Origin of the sequence: Halomonas sp. 141 (assembly GCF_002810305.1) — a bacterium.
Taxonomy (GTDB): domain Bacteria; phylum Pseudomonadota; class Gammaproteobacteria; order Pseudomonadales; family Halomonadaceae; genus Vreelandella; species Vreelandella stevensii.
The window spans coordinates 49,892-67,976 of the sequence record NZ_PINZ01000005.1 but is presented as its reverse complement, the minus strand read 5'-3'; the positions used below and the strand labels follow the sequence as shown (position 1 = coordinate 67,976).

Genomic DNA, 18,085 nt, shown 5'->3' with positions numbered 1-18,085 from the left:
CTTTCTGCGGGCGTTGTCGTGTGTGGTGTTCGTATGGGTGCCGGGTATCAGGTGAGCGGGTAGCGTACCAGCCCCTCTTGTGCCGTCGAGGCAATCAGCTGCCCATCGCGGCGATAGATATGGCCTCGCGCCAGCCCTCTGGCACTGCCGCTCCAGGGAGAGTCGATGGCGTACAGCAGCCACTCGTCCAGCCGCGTATCTTCGTGCAGCCACAGCGCGTGGTCGAGGCTGGCGATGCGCAGCTTAGGGTCCGTGTACTTGATGCCGTGAGGGATCAGCCCGGTGGTCAGCAGGTTGAAGTCCGACGCGTAGGAGAGCAGGTGGCGATGCAGCGCGGGGTCGTCGGGCAGCGGGCCGCCAGCGAACCGGAACCATAGGCACTGCCCGGCAGGCGAGGCGCTGTCCGGATTGTTCTTCAGGTGCAGGAACTCGATGGGGTGGCCTGGGAAACGAGCATGTTTGGCGTCACCGCTCTCCAGCAGCGCTTCGGGTGTGGGCACGTCAGGCATGGCGCGCTGATGGCTGATGCTCTCTTCCGGGCTTTGAAACGAGGCGCTGCAGAAGAAGATGGGCCGCCCCTTTTGAATGGCGGTGACTCGGCGGGTGGTGAAGCTGCCGCCGTCGCGAATGGTATCGACCTGGTAAACCACCGGGCGATGGGGGTCACCGGGGCGCAGAAAGTAGCCGTGCTGGGAGTGAGGGCGACGCTCCTCGGGGACGGTGCGGGCGGCGGCGGCCAGCGCCTGGCCAAGTACCTGCCCACCGTACAGCTGGGGAAACCCAAGGTCCTGGCTTTGGCCGCGAAACAGCGTCTCTTCCAGGGGTTCCAGCTCCAGCAAGCTAACCAGTGACTTCAGCGCATCGTTCATTCTCGGTATCCTTGGTGCTGTCTGCTTGATCACTGAGGAGGCCGCCCTCAGCGTTTGGCGATCACGCCATTGAAACGATCGTTTCGCTACCTTAACGGAGTTTGTCTTGATACGCAGCGATGAATTTTACATGCACCGCGCGCTGGACCAGGCGCACCTGGCGATGGCCGCCGGAGAGGTACCGGTGGGGGCCGTGGTGGTGGACGCCGGGGGGGAGATCGTCGGGGTGGGCCACAATGCGCCGCTGTCCAGCTGCGACCCCAGTGGTCATGCGGAAGTGCGTGCGCTGCGCGATGCCGGGCAGCGGCTGGGCAACTACCGTCTGGAGGGCTGTACGCTCTACGTGACCCTGGAGCCTTGCATGATGTGCACCGGCACCATGGTGCATGCCCGCATTCAGCGGCTGGTGTACGCTGCCGCCGAGCCACGGGCAGGAATGGTGGAATCAAAGGCCAATCTGCTCGCCCAGCCCTGGTTCAATCACCATATCGACGTCACCGGCGGGGTGCTGGCGGCGCAAGCCAGCAAGCTGCTCAAGCAGTTCTTTGCCGACAAGCGCTAGCGCCGTCCCGGTATCACGGGGTGAGCGGTGGCACGATCTCGAACAGCAGCAGCGGCTCTTCACTGGCCGGTGTCTGCTCCAGTTGGAAAAACTGCTGTCGACTGCGCTCCACGTATTCGATCATTTCGTAGTAACGGCGAATGTTGCGCACGTAGATCACCGGCTCCCCGCCACGGGCGTACCCGTGGCGCGTTTGGCTGTGCCACTCGCGTTGCTGCAGCAGCGGCAGCGCGGCACGCACGTCCTGCCACAGGTTGGGGTCGCCGCCGCGTCGCTCGGCAATGTTGCGGGCATCATACAGGTGGCCAAGCCCCACATTGTAAGCCGCCATGGCCATATAGAGGCGATCTTCGCCGGTGATGCTGTCCGGTAAGCGGTCCTTGATGCTGCGCAGATAGCGGGCACCGCCGTCGATGCTCTGGGCGGCATCGGTGCGGTCCGTGACGCCCATCTCACTGGCCGTGGGGTTGGTCAGCATCATCAGGCCACGCACCCCCGTGGGGGAGACGGCATTAGGGTCCCAGTGGGACTCCTGGTAGCCCACGGCGGCCAGCAGTTTCCAGTCGAACCCCGTGTCTCGGGCGGCCTGCTTGAAGAGCTCGGTGTAGCGGGGCAGGCGCTCATCCAGATGGTCCAGAAACGTGCGCGTGCCCACGTACTCCAGGTAATCGTCATGGCCAAAATAGCGGCTGATCAGGCGGTCCAGGGTGCCGTTTTCATGCAGCTCCTGCAGGAACTGGTTGGCCGCCTCGAGTAGCCCCAGCCCGCGCCCGCTGGGCAGCGCCCAGACCAGCGAGAGGGGCTCGCCCAGATAAAAGCCGCGCTCGACATTGGGAAAGAACAGCCGGTTCAAACGAAATTGGTGATCGAAGATGATGGCCGCATCCAGGGTACCGTTTTCTACCCTGGCCATCAATTCGGCCACTTCCAGTTCGTTGGACTCTTTCCAGCTCAGGTTGGGATAGTCGCTTTGCAGGGCTTTCAGAGCACCGCTGGTGCCCGCTTCGCTCTGGGTGCCAATGGACAGGCCGACGAGATCTTCGGGTGCGTTGATGCCATAGAGGCCGCGCCGGTAGACCACCAGTGGCTGCATCTCGATGATCGGACGGGTGTAGTGAATGCCGGGGGTATCGGCCATCAGCGGCAGCGACGCCGCCCCCAGGTCGCCCTGTTCGCGAACGGCAGGCAAGACACCATCCGGGTGGTGGCTGGCGTTCAGGTTGAGGCTGACCCCCAAGGCGTCTGCAAAACGGTGCATCAGTTCATATTCGAACCCGGTTGGCCCCTGGCGGCCTTCGTAGTAGGTGGTGGGGGTATTGCGGGTATGTACGGTGATGAAGTCTTTGGCCAGCACGCGGGCGAGGTGTTCGCCGTCGGGAAAGGTCGATGGGCGCGGTGTCAAAACCAGCAACAAAGTCGCGATCATCGCGAAATATGCCCGATAAAAGGCGCTAAAATGTCGGCAAATCAATGTCGGCATGGTGTCTTGTCGGCGTGGGACGAGCTGCCACGATACCCAGCCTTTATCGCCGTGTCACCTTGTTGATTTCGTGTGGCCGCCGCTTTCCAGTATCATAGTGCGCAGTCCGTGTGTCGGTCGCTTAGCGGCCCGGTGATTTCCTGCTCGACTCTTCCTGCTTTAGAGGCTCCCAGATATGCTCGAACTTCGAGGCGCGCCCGCCCTTTCTGCCTTCCGTCATGAACGGCTGCTAACGGTGTTGCGTGAATGTGTTCCAGAGGTGGAAGCGCTATCCGCCCACTACGTCCACTTCATTGACCACCACGAAGAGCTCGATACCGCCTCCCAGGAACGGCTGGCCAGGCTGCTCGATTACGGCAGCCAAGCCGCCCAGGAACCCCTCGAACAAGCCCAGCGTTTTCTGGTGGTGCCGCGCCTGGGCACCCAGTCGCCCTGGTCTTCCAAAGCCACGGACATCGCCCATAACTGCGGGCTGAGCCAGATCCATCGCATCGAGCGCGGCGTCGACTACCGCGTCGCATTGCGTGGCACGGCCACGGCAGAGCAGTGGGACGCCATCGGCGCACTGCTCCACGACCGCATGACCGAAAACGTGCTGGCCGACACGGCGGCGGCCAGCCAGCTGTTTGCCCACCACTCACCGGCACCGCTGGGCAGCGTGGATATTCTGGAGGGCGGGCGTGCCGCGCTGGAAGTCGCCAACCGGGAGCTGGGTCTGGCGCTGGCAGACGACGAGATCGACTATCTGGTGGCGGCCTTCGTCGAGCTGGGGCGCAACCCCAGCGACGTGGAGCTGATGATGTTTGCCCAGGCGAACTCGGAGCACTGCCGCCACAAGATCTTCAACGCGGACTGGATCATCGACGGCGAGGCCCAGAGCCATTCGCTGTTCAAGATGATCAAGAACACCTTTGCCACCTCACCGGACAACGTGCTGTCGGCCTACAGTGACAACGCGGCGGTGATCAAGGGCAGTCACGGCGGTCGTTTCTTCCCCACGCCGCTGACCGGCGCAGAGGGTGAGCGCGCTCACTACGACGCTCATCAGGAGCCGATCCATATCCTGATGAAGGTGGAAACCCACAACCACCCCACGGCGATTGCGCCTTTCCCGGGGGCGGCGACCGGCTCCGGCGGCGAGATCCGCGACGAAGGCGCCACCGGTATCGGCGGCAAACCGAAGGCGGGCCTGGCGGGTTTCACCGTCTCCAACCTGCGTATCCCCGAGTTCGTGCAGCCCTGGGAGGCCTTCGATTACGGCAAACCCGAGCGCATGCAGTCGGCGCTCAACATCATGCTGGAAGGCCCGATTGGTGGCGCGGCCTTCAATAACGAGTTCGGCCGCCCCAACCTGACCGGCTACTTCCGCACCTACGAGCAGGATGCCCTCAGTGCCAATGGCATCGAACGTCGCGGTTACCACAAGCCGATCATGATTGCCGGTGGATACGGCAACATACGTGCCCAGCACGTCCAGAAGGGCGAGATTCCGGTGGGCGGCAAGCTGATCGTGATGGGCGGTCCGGCGATGCTGATCGGTCTGGGCGGCGGTGCGGCGTCCAGCATGGCGTCGGGGGAGTCGAGCGCCGATCTGGATTTTACCTCGGTGCAGCGGGAAAACCCGGAAATCGAGCGCCGTGCCCAGGAAGTGATCGACCGCTGCTGGGCAATGGGTGAGAAAAACCCCATTCGCTTCATCCACGACGTGGGTGCCGGTGGTCTCTCCAATGCGCTGCCGGAGCTGGTCAAGGACGGTAACCGTGGCGGCCTGTTCGACCTGCGCGCCGTGCCCAACGCCGAGCCGGGCATGAGCCCGCTGGAAATCTGGTGCAACGAAGCCCAGGAACGTTACGTGCTGGCCGTGGCCCCGGAAGACCTCGACACCTTCGAGGCGCTGTGCAAACGCGAGCGCTGCCCCTATGCGGTGGTGGGCGAAGCTCAGGCAGAGCACCATCTGGAAGTGCGCGATGGCCACTTCGAAACCAAACCCGTCGATTTGCCCATGAGCGTGCTGTTCGGCAAGCCGCCGAAGATGACCCGCTCGTTCGAGCGCCAGACGCCCGAGCTTTCCGGCGTGATGCTCGACAACCTGGACCTGCGCGAAGCCATGGACCGGGTGCTGCGTCTGCCCACGGTGGCCTCGAAAAGCTTTTTGATTACTATCGGCGACCGTTCGATCACAGGCCAGGTGGCTCGTGATCAGATGGTCGGCCCCTGGCAGGTGCCGGTCGCCGACGTGGCAGTGACCACCGCCAGCTTCGATACCCATGCCGGTGAAGCCATGGCCATGGGCGAGCGCCCGCCGGTGGCGCTGATCGACCCGGCCGCCAGCGCCCGTTTGGCGGTGGCAGAAGCGATTACCAACCTGGCCGCCGCGCCGATCGCCAAGCTCTCGGACATCAAGCTCTCCGCCAACTGGATGAGTGCCGCCGACCACCCCGGCGAAAACCAGGCGCTGTACGACGCCGTGCATGCGGTTGGTATGGAGCTGTGCCCGGCGCTGGGGATTGCCGTGCCGGTGGGCAAGGACTCCATGTCGATGCGTACCGCCTGGCAGGAGGGCGATGATGCCGAAGAGAAGAGCATCACCTCGCCGCTGTCGCTGGTGGTCACTGGCTTTGCGCCGGTCACCGATGCGCTGGCCACGCTGACCCCGCAGATCAACCTTGAGCAGGATGAGTCGGACCTGATCCTGATCGACCTGGGCAACGGCCAGAACCGCCTGGGCGGCTCGGCGCTGGCCCAGGTGTATGGCCAGGTGGGCGACGAATGCCCCGACGTGGACGACCCGGAGGACCTGAAAGCGTTCTTCGAGGTCATTCAGGGCCTGAACCGGGATGGCAAGCTGCTGGCCTACCACGACCGCAGCGACGGTGGCCTGCTGGTCACGCTGCTGGAGATGGCCTTTGCGGGACATGCCGGTCTTGAAATCAAGCTCGACTGGCTGATCGACGAGCCGGTGGAAGCCTTCAATGCGCTGTTTGCAGAAGAGCTGGGGGCGGTGATCCAGGTCAATCGCCAGCACACCGAAGAAGTGCTGACCCAGTTCGCCATGGCCGGTATCGAAACCTGCGGGGTGATTGCCCGCCCGCGTTACGACGATCAGGTGCGCGTGACGCTGTTCGAAGAGCCGCTGCTGGAAACCACCCGTCAGCTGACCCAGCGCACCTGGGCCGAGACCAGCTACCGGTTGCAGGCGCTGCGCGATAACCCCGAATGCGCCAAGAACGAATTCGACAACCTGCTCGACGTGCGTGACCCCGGTCTCAGCGCTGCGCCGACCTTCGATGTCAATGACGACATCAGCGCGCCTTACGTCAACACTGCCAAGCCAGCGGTGGCCGTCCTGCGTGAGCAGGGTGTCAATGGCCAAGTGGAAATGGCCTGGGCCTTCCACAAGGCCGGGTTCGATGCGGTGGATGTGCACATGAGCGACATCCTGGAAGGTCGTGTCTCGCTGGATACCTTCCAGGGCCTGGTGGCCTGTGGGGGCTTCTCCTATGGCGACGTGCTGGGGGCAGGCGGCGGCTGGGCCAAGTCGGTGCTGTTCAACGGACGCGCCCGCGAGCAGTTTGCGGCGTTCTTCACCCGGGACGACAGCTTCTCGCTGGGGGTGTGCAATGGCTGCCAGATGCTGTCGCAGCTCAAGACGCTGATCCCGGGCGCCGAAAACTGGCCCAGCTTCGTGCGCAACGAATCCGAACAGTTCGAAGCCCGCGTGGCCATGGTGCGGGTAGAGAAAAGCCCCTCGATTCTGCTGGCCGGCATGGAAGGCTCGACGCTACCCATCGCCGTGGCCCACGGCGAAGGGCGTGCCGAGTTCCGCGATACGGCGCACCTGCGCAGCATGCAGTCGAGCAGCCAAATTGCCCTGCGCTACATCGACAACTACGGTCAGGTCACCACTCGCTATCCGGCCAACCCCAATGGTTCCCCGTCGGGGATCACGGGGCTGACCACGCCAGATGGCCGTGTGACCATCATGATGCCTCACCCGGAGCGGGTGACGCGGGCAGTGACCAACTCCTGGCGTCCGGCAGAGTGGACCGAGGATGGCGCCTGGCTGCGGCTGTTCCGCAATGCGCGGGTATGGCTGGGTTGATGAGCAGGCGCAGCATGAGGCTGGTGTGCCATGACATACCCTGAAAAGGCGGCCTCCGGGCCGCCTTTCTCGCCTGAGGCGCCGCCGCAGCTGCGCGCCTACCAGCAGGAAGCGGTCAAGCGGGTGGTTCACCACTTTCGCGCCACCAGCGACCCAGCGGTGGTCGTGCTGCCCACGGGCAGCGGCAAGTCGCTGGTGATTGCCGAGCTGGCAAGGCTGGCCCGTGGGCGGGTGCTGGTACTGGCCCACGTTCGCGAGCTGGTGGAGCAGAACCACGCCAAGTACCAGGCCTATGGCCTGGTAGCGGATATCTTCAGTGCCGGGTTGAAGCGCAAGGAGGCCAGTCGGCAGGTGGTGTTTGGCTCGGTCCAGTCGGTGGTGCGCAACCTGGCGCAGTTCAACGACGCCAGCTTCACGCTGCTGGTAATCGACGAGTGCCATCGGGTGTCGTTGGAGGAGGATTCCAGCTACCGCCAGGTGATCGACCATCTGCAGCGGCAAAATCCGCAGCTGAAGATTCTCGGCCTCACCGCCACGCCCTTTCGGCTGGGCCAGGGGTTTATCTACCACCGCCACTACCACGGTATGGTGCGCGGAGGAGAAGAGAGTTTCTTCACCGACTGCGTGTTCGAACAGCCGCTGCGCCTGATGGTCAAGCAGGGTTTTCTGACTGCCCCTCGGCGGCTGGACATGGCCATTGAGGGGTACGACTTTTCGGCGCTTGCTCCCTCTTCCAGCGGGCTGTTTCGGGAAGAAGAGCTTAATCGGGTGGTGGCCGGAAGTCGCGCCACGCCGGGCATCATTGCCCAAGTGGTCGAGCAGGCGGCCGACTGCCAGGGCGTGATGATTTTTGCCGCGACGGTGGCCCACGCCGAAGAGATCATGGGGTATTTGCCTGCCGACCAATCCGCGCTGATCACCGGCGCGACGGTCTCCGCCGAGCGCACCGCGCTGATCGATGCGTTCAAGGCGCGCAAGCTCAAGTATCTGGTCAACGTGGCGGTATTAACCACCGGGTTCGATGCCCCCCATGTGGATCTGATCGCGATCCTGCGCCCCACCGAGTCGGTGAGCCTCTATCAGCAGATCGTGGGGCGCGGACTGCGCCTCTCGCCGGGGAAGGAGGCGTGCCTGATCCTGGATTATGCAGGCAACCCCTGGGACCTCTATGCCCCTGAGGTAGGCGAGCCGCGTCCCGACAGCGATAGCGAGCCGGTGCAGGTCGAGTGCCCCGAGTGTGGGCATGCCAACCTGTTCTGGGGCAAGCGCGACGGCGAGCTGGTGATCGAGCATTTTGGCCGCCGCTGCCAGGGGCTGGTGGAGGACGACGCCGGACGCCGTAGCCAGTGCACCTTTCGCTTTCGCTTCAAGGTCTGCGATGCGTGTGGGGCAGAGAACGATATCGCTGCCCGCCGCTGCCATGGCTGCGAGAAGCTGCTGGTGGATGCCGATGACAAGCTCAAGGAAGCGCTGCGGCTCAAGGACGCCAAAGTGCTGCGGGTGAGCGGCATGCAGCTGGAGGCGACCACCAACGGGCGCGGCTTGCCGCGCCTCAAAGTGACCTACCATGACGAAGACGGTGCCAGCCTGAGCGAATGGTTTGCCCTGGAAACCGCCGCCCAGCGCCGTGCCTTTTATGCGGTCTTCTTGCGCGCCCACCTGCGCGCGCCGGGCGTGCCGTGGCAGCCAGCAACGCCAGACGACGTGGTGGCTGCCCAGTCTCGCCTGCGCCATCCCGACTTTGTGGTGGGCAGAAAGGTAGGCCGCCACTTTCAAATCCGCGACAAGCTGTTCGACTATCAGGGCCGCTATCGTAAAGCCGCCGAGGCGGCCGAGATGCCGCGTTGATGGAGCGCTGTTACACTGCCGTTTTCAACTGACAAGGACTCGACCCGCGTGAGCGAGACGCCCAGCGCCGTGCCGGATCAAGACGCGATGCCCTCTACGGTGGAGCCCACCGTGGAGGCCCTTGGGCGCCTGTTCGATGAGCCCATTACGCAGCTGCCGGAAGATCTCTATATTCCCCCCGAGGCGCTACGGGTCTTCCTGGAAGCGTTCGAGGGGCCGCTGGATCTGCTGCTGTATCTGATTCGTCGGCAGAATCTCGACATTCTGCGTATCAACGTGGCGGTGATCACCCATCAGTACATCGAGTACGTGGAGATGATGAAGGCCATGGAGATCGAGCTGGCCGGCGAGTACCTGTTGATGGCGGCCATGCTGGCCGAGATAAAATCACGCACGCTGCTGCCGCGCCCCCCCAAGGCGGAAGGCGAGGAAGAAGAGGACCCCCGGGCGGAGCTGATACGCCGATTGCAGGAGTACGAGCGTCTCAAGGAGGCCGCTGAAGCGCTGGATGCCCTGCCCAGGGTGGGCCGGGACTGGTTCAGCGTGCAGGCGGGCCTGCCACCGCTGGAAACCCGCGTGATTCATCCCGATGTCGAGCTGGACGAACTGCTGGGCGCGCTGTCGGACATTCTCAAGCGGGCCGAGCTGGCTCAGGCCCACCAGATCAGTCGAGAGGTGCTCTCGACCCGGGAGCGCATGCTGAAGATCATGGAGCGCTTGCACGAAGATGGCACCCATGGGCGCTATACCCCCTTTGAAGCGCTGTTCTCCCTGGAGGAGGGGCGGGCAGGGGTCGTCGTGACGTTCATGGCCATTCTGGAGCTGGCCAAGGAGTCGATGATCGAAATCGTCCAGAACGCGCCGCTGTCGCCGATCCATGTGCGTGCTCGGCAGGCGGCGCTGGCCGATGAGGACGAGGACCCCTTTGCGCGGGAAAGTGATGACCCTGCGGACGAAGAGTCTGCCTTCGAACCTGACGAGGAGTCACGGTGAGAGACACCACGTTGGACGATATTGTCGAAGCCGCGCTGCTGGCGGCCGGAGAACCGCTGCCCGTGGAGCGGCTGGAGACGCTGTTTCTGGCGGATGAGTGCCCGTCTCGCAAGGCGCTGCGCGACGCCCTCGCGCGGTTGGCCCGGCGCCACGAGGAGGGGGCGCTGGAACTGGTCGAAACGGCCTCGGGTTTTCAGCTGCGCATTCGCCCGCGGCTGTCGCACTGGGTGTCGCGGCTGTGGGATGAGCGCCCCCAGCGCTACTCCCGTGCCCTGCTGGAAACCCTGGCGCTGATTGCCTATCGCCAGCCGGTGACCCGGGGCGATATCGAAGAAGTGCGGGGCGTCAGCGTCAGCAGCTCGATCATTCGCACGCTGATGGAGCGGGGCTGGGTACGCATCGTCGGTCACCGCGACGTGCCGGGGCGTCCCGCCGTGTATGCCACGACGCGCAGCTTTCTGGACGACTTCGGGCTCAAGACGCTGGATGCCTTGCCGCCCATGCACACGCTGGTGGCCGCCGACGAAGCAGCATTGGCTGAGGAACCGCCCGCTGCGACGCATGTCGCACTGGACGAAGCCGTCGAAACCGTGCAGGATGCGCCACCCCAGCAAGATCAGAACACGTCGGCAGCGAGTGCCGACCCCCACGCCGAGACGGCGTTAACCCAGCCGCTGAGCTTTGCCGATCTGGAGGCACGGCTTGCGGCACGTGCCCAGCGTCGAGATGAGGACGCGGGCACGCAGACCAACGATGTGAGGTCAGACGACCATGAGTCAGAGTAACAACACCACGCCGCCCACCAGCGAAAAACTGCAGAAAGTGCTGGCCCGTGCGGGCCTTGGCTCCCGCCGTGAAATGGAAACCGCGATTGCCGATGGCCGGGTGAAGGTGAACAGCCAGGTGGCCAAGCTGGGTGACCGCGTGGAAGCCCGCGACAAGGTCAGCTTCGATGACCGCCCGGTCACGCTGCGCCCGGAAGAAGAAGTGCCGCGCCGGGTCATCATGTACAACAAGCCGGAAGGCGAGCTGTGTACCCGCAAGGACCCGGAAGGCCGTCGCACGGTCTTCGAGCGTCTGCCGCGCCTGAAAGGCGAGCGCTGGATTGCCATCGGGCGGCTGGATATCAATACCAGCGGCCTGCTGCTGTTCACCACCGACGGTGAACTGGCCAACCGCTTGATGCACCCCTCCACCCAGGTGGAGCGTGAGTACGCGGTGCGGGTCATGGGCGACGTCAAGCGAGAGCATATCGTCGCCATGGTGGATGGCGTCATGCTGGAAGACGGCCCCGCCCGTTTCACCGACGTGCAGGAGTTTGGTGGCGAAGGCATCAACACCTGGTTCCACGTGGTAATTCTGGAAGGCCGCAACCGCGAAGTACGCCGCTTGTGGGAGTCCCAGGGGCTCACCGTCAGCCGCCTGAAGCGCGTGCGCTACGGTAATATCTTCCTCGACAAGCGTGCCAAGGCAGGCGAGTGGGTCGAGCTTTCCCAGGACGAAGTCGACGATCTGGCGACCCTGGCCCACCTGGAGACCCGCAAGGTGCCCGAGCTGACGCCGGACGAGAAAAACCGCTGGAGTCGCGACAAGCACAAGCGTCGCCCGGTTCAGGCCATGCGCAAGCCCAAGCGTCGTTAAGCGATGCTCGCCGCGCGGTGTGGGGACACCGAGCACCGCGCGGTTTTTTTAGACGAAAGACAAAAAAGGCTTGCTATTGTCGGGTGTGATCCGTACTATATGCATCCGTTCGGACGGGTCGTTAGCTCAGTTGGTAGAGCAGTTGACTTTTAATCAATTGGTCGTAGGTTCGAATCCTACACGACCCACCATTCGAACAGCGGCGATGTTATCAGGTGATACACTACGGTAACGCCGTACAGAGCGGCGAAAGCCCTCAGAAAAGCAGCAGGATTTGGGTCGTTAGCTCAGTTGGTAGAGCAGTTGACTTTTAATCAATTGGTCGTAGGTTCGAATCCTACACGACCCACCAAATTCAACGCCCCTGGTAGCTTGCTGCCAGGGGCGTTCTGCTATGCGCGTTCTGCCCTAGCGATGGGCAGGGTGCATCGGCAAATCATGCCGCACTGCAGCGTGCGGTTCTGCTTGCAGCAGGCAATACTTGTCCACCACAATGGACCCGTAACGATGTGTGGATTTGGCTGTCGATCATGCTCGGCAGCGCTGGCCCGCAGTAGCAGGCCAGATCGGCAACTGGCGAGTGCGACAGACGCAGCGGCCAGTTGCCCCGAGGGCGGCGCATGCGGAGCGCATACGTCGCAACTGGTGTTTAACGGGGGGATTCCCTGTTCGTCACAGTGGTAGACACGATGACTATTCTGACTTCTCAAGTGGCGCTGGAAGCACCGCTTCCCAGCCCGTACTGCCCAACGCGCATCCCGGCGGAAGACGAAGCCCGCGTGGCTGAGATCAAACAGCTGCTCAAGGCCCACAACGCCGTTCTGGTGGCGCACTACTATACCGATGATGCCATTCAACAGCTGGCCGAAGAGACCGGTGGCTGCGTGGCAGACTCCCTCGAAATGGCCCGGTTTGGCGCTCGCCACGACGCCACTACTCTGGTGGTGGCAGGGGTACGCTTCATGGGCGAGACGGCCAAGATCCTCTCCCCGGAAAAGCGGGTGCTGATGCCCACCCTGGAGGCCACCTGCTCACTGGATATCGGCTGCCCCATCGACGAATTCAGCGCGTTCTGTGACGCCCACCCGGATCGCACGGTGGTGGTCTACGCCAACACTTCGGCGGCCGTCAAGGCGCGTGCCGACTGGGTCGTGACCTCCTCGATCGCCGTCGAGGTGATCGAACATCTGCAGGCCAAGGGGGAAAAAATTCTCTGGGCGCCCGACAAGCATCTGGGGGGCTACATCCAGAAAAAAACCGGCGCCGACATGCTGATGTGGGATGGCGCCTGCATCGTCCATGAGGAGTTCAAGGCCAGGGGGATCGAGGACCTGAAACGCCTGTACCCCGAGGCAGCCGTGCTGGTGCACCCGGAGTCGCCGGAAGCGGTCGTCAAGCTCGCCGATGTGGCTGGTTCGACCTCGCAATTGATCAAGGCAGCGCAAACGCTGCCCAACGACAAGCTGATCGTGGCCACCGACCGCGGCATCTTCTTCAAGATGCAGCAGGCCGTGCCGGGCAAGACGCTGTTCGAAGCGCCGACCGCAGGCAATGGAGCCACCTGCCGTAGCTGTGCCCACTGCCCGTGGATGGCGATGAACGCGCTGGATAACCTGGCGGGCGCGCTGCGCGAAGGCAGCGGCGAAATTTTCGTCGATGCGGCCTTGCGTCAGCAGGCGCTCAAGCCGCTGGAGCGGATGCTGAACTTCAACGCCTAGGTTCTGCCTGGCGTGAATGCACAAGGCCCGGCGCCCTTTGGCGCCGGGCCTTGGCGTATTTGGCTGAGCGGTGGCTGGGCGGCGTGGCTAAAATTTTTCCAGCGCTTCCCGGTACTCGATGAACGCTTCGCGGCGCTGCTCGATGCGCGCCAGTGCCTGCTGGTCGTTCTCCTGCTGGGCAGCGTCTCGGGCGATGCCTAGCTGGCGAATGCCGCTATCCATTCGGCCGGTGAGCTGCAAATGTTCGGCCCGGGCCAGGTGCCCCCAGCCATTGTGGCCACTGCGGCCAGCCGCTTCCGCCAGCAGGTTGAACCCCTGAGGGTTGTCCGGGTGGCGCGCCGTGACTTCTCGCAGCAGCGTGTAGGCTGCCTGAGGGTCGCGCTGCAGCTGCGCTTCTGCCAGGGTGAGCTGAGCGGGCAGGTAGTTGGGCATCAGCCGCAACAGCCGCTGGCTGCGCTGGATGGCATCGTCATAGCGCTGGGCCTGCAGGGCCACCTGGGCGGCCGAGGCGGGCAGCATGGCGTAATCCGGCAGCTCGCTGGCCAGCCGATCCAGAGTCTGGAGCGCCTGATCGGTCTGGCCATTCTGCGCATCGATCAGGGCTGAAACATAGCGCAGGGCGGGCTCCTCGGCGCTCTCCTGTTCGAGACGGGCCGCCGCTTGTTGAGGGCTGTTACGATGGATGCTGAGCAGTGCTCGGGCGCGCATCATGTCGTACAAGGTATCGCTGGTGTATCGATTGGCGACGCTGAGCTGTGCCGCCCGGGCCTGGGCATCGCTCAAGCGGCTGTCGGAGACCGGATGGGTCAACAGAAATTCCGGGGGCGTGCCGCCCTGCAGGCGCGCCATGCGCTGCATGGCGCCGAACATGCGCACCATGGCTTCGGGGTCGTAACCGGCGGCGGCCATGGCTTGCAGGCCCACACGGTCGGCTTCCTGCTCGAAGCGCCGCGAGTAGCTGAGCTGGTCCTGAATCAGCGCCGCCTGGGAGCCCATGGCGGTGGCGATACCGGCATCGCCACCGCCGCTGGCGGCAATCAGCATGCCCGCCAGCATGGCGGCCATGGCGGGCAGTTGCGTCTGCTCCGCCCGAGCGCTGCCACGCGCAAAGTGGCGCTGGGAGAGGTGCCCCAGCTCGTGGGCAATGACCGAAATGAACGCGCCTTCATCCTCGGCAAAGGCAAACAGCCCCGAGTTGATGCCCACCACGCCACCGGGCACGGCAAAAGCGTTGAGCGAGCGGTTATCGACCATTACCGTGGTCGTCTGCAGATTGCCCAGCTGGCTATGGGGCGCCAGCCTGGCCACCAGGCTCTCCAGGTAGTCGTTGACGATGGGGTCCTGCCACTGAGGGGCATGGGCCCTGAACTGGCGCAGCCAGGCACGGCCCAGGCGATACTCCTCGTTGCTCACCGAAGTGGAGGCGCCCCCCAGGGTGGGCAGCTGATAGCTGTCACTGCTCTGAGCAGGCGCGCTGAGGCCCACAGTGCCCAACAGCAGGGCCAGTGCGCAGGCCAGGCGTGGCGTAACAGTCTTAAGGTGCGCCATGGCATCCCTCGTGATGGTTCTCGATTCGCACGATCATTGCGGTGATGGATGTTGCAAACACAGGCTGTGACATTGATTCAGGCAAGGAAGTGCCGTTAAATCGAGACAGGCTGGTCATCGTCCGAACAGTGTATGCAACAATACCGTGGTTATGTAGCGGTGAACGGTGGTCGTTATGAATCGCTGTATGGATAGCTGTGTCATGGGTCGTTTCGTTATAGGTAAAAGCGCTTTCACAAGGGAGAGGGTATGTCTGAGCAAATAGCATCCGCGCTGGCCGAGGGGGTAGAGCCCGATGCGGTACTGGACGCTACCGGGCTGCACTGCCCGTTGCCGCTGTTGAAGGCCAAGCAGGCGCTAGCCGGGTTGTCGGCAGGCCAGTTGCTGGAGATACGTGCCACCGATGCGGGTTCCTGGCGCGATGTCGCTTCCTTCGCCGAGCTGAGTGATCATCGGCTGGAAGCCAGAGTTCAGCAGGGCGAGATCTACGTGTTCTGGCTGCGTAAAGCCGGGGCGGCTCGCTCATGACCATGCGCGCCATTCTCAGAAGCTGGATCGAACGCTATTTCTCCGATGAAGAGGCACTGGTTCTGCTGGTGGTGCTGATCGCAGGGTTGGCGGCCATCATCATGTTTGGACGCATGCTGGCGCCGTTCTTCACCTCATTGGTGCTGGCGTTTTTGCTGCAGGGGCTGGTCAACGGGCTGACTCGGCGAGGTGTGCCTCACCTGTTGGCGGTCATCATCGTGTTCGTGGCCTTCGTCAGCGTGTTGCTGACCATGGCGTTCATCCTGATGCCGTTGATATGGAACCAGCTGGTGGGGCTGGTGCAGGAGACGCCGCGCATGTTTGCCACGGCGCAGATATGGCTGGATGAGCTGCAGGCGCGCTTCCCCAACCTGATCACGCCTGATCAGATGCAGAGCTGGATCGGGGTGGCCGGACGCGAGATCAGCCAGGTAGGGCAGCGCGCCTTGACGCTGTCGCTGTCGTCGCTGGGTAACGTGATGTCGCTGATCATTTATCTGGTGCTGGTGCCCATTCTGGTGTTTTTCATGCTCAAGGATCGCGAGGCGCTGGTGGGGTTTGCGCTCTCGCTGCTGCCGCAAAAGCGCTCGCTGTTGACGCGTATCTGGCAGGAGATGGATCGCCAGATCGCCAACTACATCCGTGGCAAGGCCATCGAAATCGTCATTGTCGGTACGGTCTCGTACCTGACCTTTGCCTTGTTTGGGCTGCCTTATACGGCGCTGTTGGCCGTGCTGGTGGGCTTTTCCGTGCTGGTGCCTTACATCGGTGCTGCGGTGGCCACCATTCCCGTGGCGGCGGTGGCGGTCTTCCACTTCGGCGTGAGCGAGCAGTTTGCCTACGTGCTGCTGGCCTACGGCATCATCCAGGCCCTGGATGGCAACGTGCTGGCGCCGGTGCTGTTTTCCGAGACCAATAACATCCACCCGGTCTCGATCATCGTGGCCGTGCTGTTCTTTGGCGGCATCTGGGGGTTTTGGGGGGTCTTTTTCGCCATTCCGTTGGCGACTCTGCTCAAGGCGCTGGTCTTTGCCTGGCCCAGAGGGCTGGAGGAGCATCAGGAGTTGCGTGAGCAGATAGAGCTGAAGGCCGATTGACGAGGGCTTGCCAAGTGGCACCGGATGCTGTCCCGGTGCCATGGCTCAACGAGCCTTCAGGGCCGGTTATTCGGCATGCAGTGCCTGAGCGGCTGCCAGCACCTCTTCCGCATGACCGGGCACCTTGACGCCACGCCACGCTTTGGCCAGCTTGCCGTCCTTGTCGATGAGAAACGTGCTGCGCTCGACGCCCAGGTGCTCCTTGCCGTACATCTTCTTCAGCTTGATGACGTCAAACAGCTGACAGACCGCTTCGTCCTTGTCCGAGATCAGCGCAAAATTGAAGTCCTGCTTGGCCTTGAAGTTCTCCTGGGCGCGCAGGCCGTCTCGAGAAATGCCGATGACCACGGTGTTGGCGGCATCGAAGGCCGCCTTGCGGTCACGAAAGTCGCCGCCTTCGGTGGTACAGCCCGGGGTGCTGGCCTTGGGGTAGAAGAAAATCACCACCTGCTGGCCGCGCAGTTCGGACAGCGTGATGGTGGTGTCGCCAGTGGCGCTGGCCGAAAAGTCGGGAACGGGTTGACCGAGTTCGAGTGACATACAAGCTCCTCACAGATAGGGGTTCGCCAAGATTACACGCATGCGCCGCCGTGCTGTCAAAGCGAATCGTTCTGGTTTGGCCCGGCTCAGTGGTAAACTCTGCGTGCTTTACGCTGTACAGGCTCGAATCGCCTGAGTACCATTTGCTGTTTACAGGCGGGGTCATCGTGTTCCTTCGAGGTATCCGCGCCGCGTCTTTTGCTCGATCATGGGCCATGCCACCCCGCCTGGCCGGGCGAGTTCCACTTTTTTGCAGGTGAGGAAAATACGGATGATCACAGGCAGCATTGTCGCCCTGGCGACGCCGATGAAGGTCAATGGCGACATCGACTGGGAGGCGCTTCGTCGCCTGGTGAACTTCCATCTCGAGAACGGTACCGATGCCATCGTGGCCGCAGGCACTACCGGTGAGCCCACCACCATGTCGTTTGCCGAGCACTTCGATGTGATCCGCAGCGTCGTGGAAGAGGTCAATGGGCGTATCCCGGTCATTGCCGGTACCGGCGCGAACGCTACCTCGGAAGCGGTCGAGCTGGCGCGCTATGCCAGCGAAGTAGGCGCCGACTACTGCCTCTCCGTGTGCCCTTACTACAACAAGCCTACTCAGGAAGGCCTGTACCAGCACTTCAAGGCGGTGGCCAAGGGCAGCAAACTGCCGGTCATCCTCTATAACGTGCCGGGACGTACCTGCTCGGATCTCTACAACGAAACCGTCATTCGCCTGGCCGAGGTGGACAATATCATCGGCCTGAAGGATGCCACCGGGAACCTTGAGCGCGCCGAAGATCTAATCTCTCGCCTGAAGGGCAGCGACTTCATGCTCTACTCCGGTGACGATGCCACGGCCTGTGATTTCATGCTGATGGGTGGCCATGGTGATATTTCGGTCACCGCCAATGTGGCGCCCAGGGCGATGCACGAGCTGTGCGCCGCCGCGGTGGCGGGGGATGCCGACAAGGCGCATCAGATCAATACGCGCCTGATGCCGCTGCATACCAACCTGGGGATCGAGTCCAACCCGATCCCCGTCAAGTGGGCGCTGAATCGCATGGGTTACATGGAGCAGGGCATCCGCCTGCCGCTGACCTGGCTGTCCGAAAAGTACCACGGTACGGTAAACGAAGCGCTGCAACTGGCGGGTTTGATCAAGGAGTAACCC

The 18,085-nt window shown here is 63.2% G+C and carries 14 protein-coding genes and 2 tRNA genes; 12 read left to right on the top strand and 4 right to left on the bottom strand.

The genetic code is table 11. The features are described from left to right. Positions 1 to 47: 47 nt before the first annotated feature. A complete protein-coding gene (locus CWI66_RS04040; RefSeq protein WP_016916141.1) occupies positions 48 to 869 on the bottom strand; it encodes an acyl-CoA thioesterase in 822 nt (273 codons plus the stop codon). A gap of 109 nt (positions 870 to 978) precedes the next feature. On the opposite strand from CWI66_RS04040, the gene tadA reads away from it, so the two are divergent. After that, positions 979 to 1,431, top strand: a complete 453-nt coding sequence (tadA, locus tag CWI66_RS04035) for a tRNA adenosine(34) deaminase TadA (RefSeq protein WP_217806039.1) — start codon at positions 979 to 981, stop codon at positions 1,429 to 1,431. Positions 1,432 to 1,444: 13 nt separating this feature from the next. On the opposite strand, the gene mltF is transcribed toward tadA, so the two are convergent. Then, positions 1,445 to 2,911, bottom strand: a complete 1,467-nt coding sequence (mltF, locus tag CWI66_RS04030) for a membrane-bound lytic murein transglycosylase MltF (protein WP_081192684.1) — start codon at positions 2,909 to 2,911, stop codon at positions 1,445 to 1,447. Between the two features lie 175 nt (positions 2,912 to 3,086). Here mltF and purL point away from each other — a divergent pair, with 175 nt between their 5' ends. The 8 genes from purL (at position 3,087) to nadA (ending at position 13,213) form a co-directional block, all read left to right on the top strand. Then, on the top strand, positions 3,087 to 7,013 hold the full coding sequence (gene purL / locus CWI66_RS04025; protein WP_100730990.1) for a phosphoribosylformylglycinamidine synthase: 3,927 nt from the start codon (positions 3,087 to 3,089) through the stop codon (positions 7,011 to 7,013). Between the two features lie 30 nt (positions 7,014 to 7,043). Beyond that, the gene (locus tag CWI66_RS04020) at positions 7,044 to 8,861 is read left to right on the top strand and encodes a DEAD/DEAH box helicase (protein WP_100730989.1); all 1,818 of its coding nucleotides are present in this window, start codon (positions 7,044 to 7,046) and stop codon (positions 8,859 to 8,861) included. 48 nt (positions 8,862 to 8,909) lie between these two features. Further along, entirely contained in the window at positions 8,910 to 9,854 is a 945-nt protein-coding gene (locus tag CWI66_RS04015) for a segregation and condensation protein A (protein WP_081136334.1), read from the top strand. Then, positions 9,851 to 10,639, top strand: coding sequence for an SMC-Scp complex subunit ScpB (scpB, locus tag CWI66_RS04010; RefSeq protein WP_100730988.1), 789 nt, complete (start codon positions 9,851 to 9,853; stop codon positions 10,637 to 10,639). Before CWI66_RS04015 ends, scpB begins: the two co-directional genes overlap by 4 nt. Further along, a complete protein-coding gene (rluB, locus tag CWI66_RS04005) occupies positions 10,626 to 11,495 on the top strand; it encodes a 23S rRNA pseudouridine(2605) synthase RluB (protein ID WP_016916149.1) in 870 nt (289 codons plus the stop codon). The genes scpB and rluB overlap by 14 nt, the downstream gene beginning before the upstream one ends. Positions 11,496 to 11,610: 115 nt before the next feature. Beyond that, positions 11,611 to 11,686: transfer RNA gene (locus tag CWI66_RS04000), tRNA-Lys, on the top strand. A gap of 85 nt (positions 11,687 to 11,771) precedes the next feature. Then, positions 11,772 to 11,847: transfer RNA gene (locus CWI66_RS03995), tRNA-Lys, on the top strand. A gap of 337 nt (positions 11,848 to 12,184) precedes the next feature. Next, positions 12,185 to 13,213: a quinolinate synthase NadA gene (gene nadA / locus CWI66_RS03990; protein ID WP_016916150.1), complete on the top strand. Its 1,029-nt coding sequence runs from the start codon at positions 12,185 to 12,187 to the stop codon at positions 13,211 to 13,213. A gap of 87 nt (positions 13,214 to 13,300) precedes the next feature. On the opposite strand, the gene CWI66_RS03985 is transcribed toward nadA, so the two are convergent. Next, positions 13,301 to 14,761, bottom strand: a complete 1,461-nt coding sequence (locus tag CWI66_RS03985; protein WP_081136330.1) for a M48 family metalloprotease — start codon at positions 14,759 to 14,761, stop codon at positions 13,301 to 13,303. A gap of 249 nt (positions 14,762 to 15,010) precedes the next feature. On the opposite strand from CWI66_RS03985, the gene CWI66_RS03980 reads away from it, so the two are divergent. Then, positions 15,011 to 15,289 (top strand): sulfurtransferase TusA family protein, encoded by a 279-nt coding sequence (locus tag CWI66_RS03980; RefSeq protein WP_016916152.1) that lies wholly within the window; start codon positions 15,011 to 15,013, stop codon positions 15,287 to 15,289. Continuing rightward, complete coding sequence (locus tag CWI66_RS03975; protein ID WP_039181613.1) at positions 15,286 to 16,386, top strand: AI-2E family transporter; 1,101 nt, start codon at positions 15,286 to 15,288, stop codon at positions 16,384 to 16,386. Before CWI66_RS03980 ends, CWI66_RS03975 begins: the two co-directional genes overlap by 4 nt. 66 nt (positions 16,387 to 16,452) lie before the next feature. Here CWI66_RS03975 and CWI66_RS03970 read toward each other — a convergent pair whose 3' ends face one another. Beyond that, a complete protein-coding gene (locus CWI66_RS03970; protein WP_100730987.1) occupies positions 16,453 to 16,926 on the bottom strand; it encodes a peroxiredoxin in 474 nt (157 codons plus the stop codon). 271 nt (positions 16,927 to 17,197) lie between these two features. On the opposite strand from CWI66_RS03970, the gene dapA reads away from it, so the two are divergent. Beyond that, complete coding sequence (gene dapA / locus CWI66_RS03965) at positions 17,198 to 18,082, top strand: 4-hydroxy-tetrahydrodipicolinate synthase (protein ID WP_016916155.1); 885 nt, start codon at positions 17,198 to 17,200, stop codon at positions 18,080 to 18,082. Positions 18,083 to 18,085 lie beyond the last annotated feature (3 nt).

Bases quoted from the DNA above. Each gene is read 5' to 3' on its own strand.
- purL (WP_100730990.1), top strand. From the start codon at position 3,087: ATGCTCGAACTTCGAGGCGCGCCCGCCCTTTCTGCCTTCCGTCATGAA.
- CWI66_RS03975 (WP_039181613.1), top strand. From the start codon at position 15,286: ATGACCATGCGCGCCATTCTCAGAAGCTGGATCGAACGCTATTTCTCC.
- mltF (WP_081192684.1), bottom strand. From the start codon at position 2,911: ATGCCGACATTGATTTGCCGACATTTTAGCGCCTTTTATCGGGCATAT.
- CWI66_RS03970 (WP_100730987.1), bottom strand. From the start codon at position 16,926: ATGTCACTCGAACTCGGTCAACCCGTTCCCGACTTTTCGGCCAGCGCC.
- CWI66_RS03980 (WP_016916152.1), top strand. From the start codon at position 15,011: ATGTCTGAGCAAATAGCATCCGCGCTGGCCGAGGGGGTAGAGCCCGAT.
- rluB (WP_016916149.1), top strand. From the start codon at position 10,626: ATGAGTCAGAGTAACAACACCACGCCGCCCACCAGCGAAAAACTGCAG.
- CWI66_RS03985 (WP_081136330.1), bottom strand. From the start codon at position 14,761: ATGGCGCACCTTAAGACTGTTACGCCACGCCTGGCCTGCGCACTGGCC.
- CWI66_RS04040 (WP_016916141.1), bottom strand. From the start codon at position 869: ATGAACGATGCGCTGAAGTCACTGGTTAGCTTGCTGGAGCTGGAACCC.
- dapA (WP_016916155.1), top strand. From the start codon at position 17,198: ATGATCACAGGCAGCATTGTCGCCCTGGCGACGCCGATGAAGGTCAAT.
- CWI66_RS04020 (WP_100730989.1), top strand. From the start codon at position 7,044: ATGACATACCCTGAAAAGGCGGCCTCCGGGCCGCCTTTCTCGCCTGAG.
- nadA (WP_016916150.1), top strand. From the start codon at position 12,185: ATGACTATTCTGACTTCTCAAGTGGCGCTGGAAGCACCGCTTCCCAGC.